Annotated in this window: 3 protein-coding genes; 2 read left to right on the plus strand and 1 reads right to left on the minus strand. The window is 71.5% G+C overall.

The annotated features are described in order from the left end of the window. Positions 1-1,662 (plus strand): CDP-alcohol phosphatidyltransferase (locus tag ACLU3S_RS36000; protein WP_413956184.1); only part of this gene is annotated, 1,662 nt, incomplete at its 5' end. A 25-nt stretch (positions 1,663-1,687) separates the two neighbouring features. Here the strand turns inward: ACLU3S_RS36000 and dusB are convergent. Next, complete coding sequence (dusB, locus tag ACLU3S_RS36005) at positions 1,688-2,827, minus strand: tRNA dihydrouridine synthase DusB (RefSeq protein ID WP_413956185.1); 1,140 nt, start codon at positions 2,825-2,827, stop codon at positions 1,688-1,690. 130 nt (positions 2,828-2,957) lie between these two features. On the opposite strand from dusB, the gene ACLU3S_RS36010 reads away from it, so the two are divergent. Continuing rightward, complete coding sequence (locus tag ACLU3S_RS36010) at positions 2,958-4,409, plus strand: MFS transporter (protein ID WP_413956186.1); 1,452 nt, start codon at positions 2,958-2,960, stop codon at positions 4,407-4,409. Positions 4,410-4,465: the final 56 nt, after the last annotated feature.

A 4,465-nucleotide genomic window follows, 5' to 3' on the forward strand; every position in this document is an offset into this window, starting at 1 on the left:
CGGGGGTGGCGGGAGCGGCATCCGGCCGCCGCTCGGGCGCTGTCCGTCGGCCTCACCGTGCTCGCCGCCGCTCTCGTCGTCGCGGCGCTCGTGCTGCCCAACTCCGTGGTGGGGATCGGGCCCTCGAAGTTCGTGCGGATCCCCGGGGAAGCCGTCATCGGCGCCGGCGTGTTCCTGGCGCTGCCGCGCCGGCCGCGGATCGCGCTGGCCGCGGTGTCCGGGGTCGCGCTGGCCGCGATGACCGTGCTGAACGCGCTCGACATGGGCTTCAAGCAGTACCTCGGCCGCGGCTTCAACGTCGTGCTCGACTGGAGCCTGTTCGGCGACGCGGAGTCCTATCTGGAGGACTCGCTCGGCCGCACGCAGACCCTGGCCGCCGTGGCCGGGGTGATCGCCGCGGTGCTGGTCCTCTTCGCGCTGCTGGCGCTGTCCATGGTCCGGCTGAGCAACCTGCTCGACCGCCACCGCGCCGCCGCGACCCGGGGCACGCTGATCGCCGGGGTCGTCTGGATCACCTGCACCTCGCTCGGCCTGCAGATGTTCGGCGTGCCGCTCGCCTCGGACAGCACCGCCACCGCGCTGAAGGCCCAGGCCCGCCTGGTCTCGGCCACGCTCAAGGACGAGGCGGAGTTCCAGAAGGTCGCGAAGGTCGACGCCTTCGGCAACACCCCGGGCAGCCAGCTGGTGCCCGACCTGCGCGGCAAGGACATGATCTTCACCTTCATCGAGAGCTACGGCCGCAGCGCGATCGAGGACCCGATCATGGCGCCCGGCGTCGACGCGACCCTCGACGCCCGCACCAAGGCCCTGGCGAAGGCCGGCTTCCACGCCAAGAGCGGCTGGCTGACGTCGGCGACCTACGGCGGCAGCAGCTGGCTCGGCCACTCCACCACCATGTCGGGCTTGTGGATCAGCAACCAGCAGCGCTACCGCACGGTCATGGCCAGCGACCACCTCAGCCTGACCGACGCCTTCAAGAAGACCGGCGCCTTCGACACCGTCGGTGTCATGCCGGGCGTGCAGAAGGGGTGGCCCGAGCAGAAGTGGTACGGCCTGGACAAGGTCTACAACGCCTTCGAACTCGGCTACAAGGGACCGAAGTTCAGCTGGTCGACCATGCCGGACCAGTACGCGCTGCAGCAGTACCAGGACCGGGTGCACAGCAAGAAGCCGGCCGACGGCAAGGCGCGGATGTCCCTGCTCATCCTCACCTCCAGCCACCAGCCCTGGGCGCCCATCCCGAAGATGGTCGGCTGGGACCAGCTGGGCGACGGCTCGATCTACAAGGGCATCGAGGCGGCGGGCAACAAGCCGGCCGACGTCATCGCGGACACCACCAAGTCCCGTCAGGAGTACGGCAAGTCGATCCAGTACTCGGTGACCGCGCTGACCGAGTGGCTGACGCGCTACGGCACCAAGGACACCGTGCTGGTCTTCCTCGGCGACCACCAGCCCATCGCCCGGGTCAGCGGCAACCACGCCAGCCGTGACGTGCCCGTCGCGATCGTGGCCAAGGACCCGAAGGTGCTCGACAAGGTCGCCGACTGGGGCTGGACGGACGGCCTGCGCCCCGCCCACGACGCCCCCGTCTGGAAGATGAGCGCCTTCCGCGACCGCTTCCTGACGGCGTACGGCTCCACCCCGCACCCCAAGAAGGGCTGACACACCGCACTCCGGGGGGGCCGGCTCACCCCCCGGAGGTGTCCAGCTCCGCGTCCTCGCCGACGCCCGCGCAGTCGTACGGATCCTTCAGCCAGCCGTCCGGCAGCACCACCCGGTTGTTGCCGGACGTGCGGCCGCGGGGCCCGTCCGCGCCGGCCGGCCACGGCTGGGCCAGGTCCAGCTCGTCCAGGCCCGACCGCAGCTCCTCCAGGGAGGAGGTGACGGCGAGCCGCTTGCGCATCTCGGAGCCGACCGCGAAGCCCTTCAGGTACCAGGCGACGTGCTTGCGGAAGTCGACGACGCCCTTGGACTCGTCGCCGATCCACTCCCCGAGCAGGGTGGCGTGGCGGACCATGACGTCGGCCACCTCGCGCAGCGTCGGCCGGCGGTAGTCCTCGCGCCCCTCGAACGCGGCCACCAGGTCCGCGAACAGCCACGGCCGCCCGAGGCAGCCGCGCCCGACGACCACGCCGTCGCAGCCGGTCTCGCGGACCATCCGCAGCGCGTCCTGCGCCGACCAGATGTCGCCGTTGCCGAGGACGGGGATCTCCGGGACGTGCTCCTTCAGCCGGGCGACGGCCTCCCAGTCGGCGGTGCCGCCGTAGTGCTGGGCGGCCGTACGCCCGTGCAGGGCGATGGCCGTCACGCCCTCCTCGACGGCGATGCGGCCGGCGTCGAGGTAGGTGAGGTGGTCGTCGTCGATGCCCTTGCGCATCTTCATCGTCACGGGGAGGTCGCCGGCGCCGGAGACCGCCTCGCGCAGGATCGCCCGCAGCAGGTTCCGCTTGTAGGGCAGGGCCGAGCCGCCGCCCTTGCGGGTGACCTTGGGGACCGGGCAGCCGAAGTTCAGGTCGATGTGGTCGGCCAGGTCCTCCTCCGCGATCATGCGGACGGCCTTGCCCACGGTGGCCGGGTCCACGCCGTACAGCTGGATGGACCGGGGTGTCTCGCTCGCGTCGAACCGGATCAGCTGCATGGTCTTCTCGTTGCGCTCGACCAGCGCCCGGGTCGTGATCATCTCGCTGACGAACAGGCCCTTGCCGCCGCTGAACTCCCGGCACAGCGTGCGGAAGGGCGCGTTGGTGATGCCCGCCATGGGGGCGAGCACGACGGGCGGCCGGACCGCGTGAGGACCGATCCGCAGGGGGGACTCGAGCGTGGACATTGCTCCATTGTCCCGTACGGGGAGCGGTCGCCGTCCCGGCCTGTGGACAACGCCGGCCGGAGCACCCGGCACCGGATCATGTAACGGTCATTAGTTAGACACACTATCGACAGAGACGTACGATGGGCCCATGCCCGAGTTGAGCCACCGCCGACGACTGCTCGTGCTCGCGATCTGCTGCATGAGCCTGCTCATCGTGAGCCTGGACAACACCGTGCTGAACGTGGCGCTGCCCTCGATGCAGCGCGAACTGCACGCCACCACCTCCGGTCTCCAGTGGACCATCGACGCCTACACGCTGGTGCTGGCCTCCCTGCTGATGCTGGCGGGCTCCACGGCCGACCGGATCGGCCGCAGGCGCGTGTTCATGTCCGGCCTGGTGGTGTTCTCGGTGGGCTCGCTGCTGTGCTCCGTGGCGCCGAACCTGGAGCTGCTGGTCGTCTTCCGCATGGTCCAGGCGGTGGGCGGCTCGATGCTCAACCCGGTCGCCATGTCGATCATCACCAACACCTTCACCGACGCCCGTGAGCGCGCCCGCGCGATCGGCGTGTGGGGCGCGGTGGTCGGCATATCCATGGCGGCCGGCCCGCTGGTCGGCGGGCTGCTGGTCCAGTCGGTCAGCTGGCGCGCCATCTTCTGGGTCAACCTCCCGGTCGGCCTCGCGGCACTCCTGCTCACCCTCCGCTTCGTCCCCGAGTCCCGCGCCCCCAAGGCCCGCCGTCCCGACCCGGTCGGCCAGCTGCTGGTGATCGCCCTGTTCGGCTCGCTGACGTACGCGATCATCCAGGCGCCCGAGTCGGGGCTCGCCGCGGTGTCCCCGTTCGCCGCGGTGGCGCTCGCCGCCCTCCTGGCCCTGCTCCGGTACGAGCCCCGGCGCGACGAACCCCTCATCGACCTGCGCTTCTTCCACTCCGCCCCGTTCAGCGGGGCGACCGCGATCGCGATCAGCGCGTTCGCCGCGCTGGGCGGCTTCCTCTTCCTGTCGACGCTGTACCTGCAGAACGTGCGCGGCCTGAACGCCCTGCACGCGGGCCTGTGGATGCTGCCGATGGCCGCACCGACCTTCCTGTGCGCGCCGCTGTCCGGCCGTCTGGTCGGCACCCGCGGCCCCCGCCTCCCCCTGCTGGTGGCCGGTACGGCGATGACGGTGAGCGGCGTGCTGTTCGCGGCCTTCGAGGCGGAGACGTCGAACGCCACCCTGCTCGTCGGCTACGTGCTGTTCGGCATCGGCTTCGGCTTCGTGAACGCGCCGATCACCAACACGGCGGTGTCGGGCATGCCGCGCGCCCAGGCCGGGGTCGCAGCCGCCGTCGCCTCCACCAGCAGGCAGCTCGGCCAGACCCTCGGCGTCGCGGTGGTCGGCGCCGTCCTGGCCTCCGGCATCGGCTCCTCCCCGTACCGGCACGCGTTCGTCTCCGCGGCCCGCCCCGGCTGGTGGATCCTCACCGCCTGCGGCGCCGCCGTCCTGGTCCTCGGCCTCCTCACCAGCGGCCGCTGGGCCCGCACCACCGCCGAGCGCACGGCCGAGAAGCTGGAGTCGGCGGAGATCCGCGAGGTGGTCGGAGCCTCGGGCCGCGCCTGACCCGCACACCCCGGACACGCCTCCACCGGTGCCGGTGAGCGAGCCGGGCGCGGGCG

The sequence above is a fragment of the Streptomyces sp. AF1A genome, from assembly GCF_047340315.1.
GTDB lineage: Bacteria > Actinomycetota > Actinomycetes > Streptomycetales > Streptomycetaceae > Streptomyces.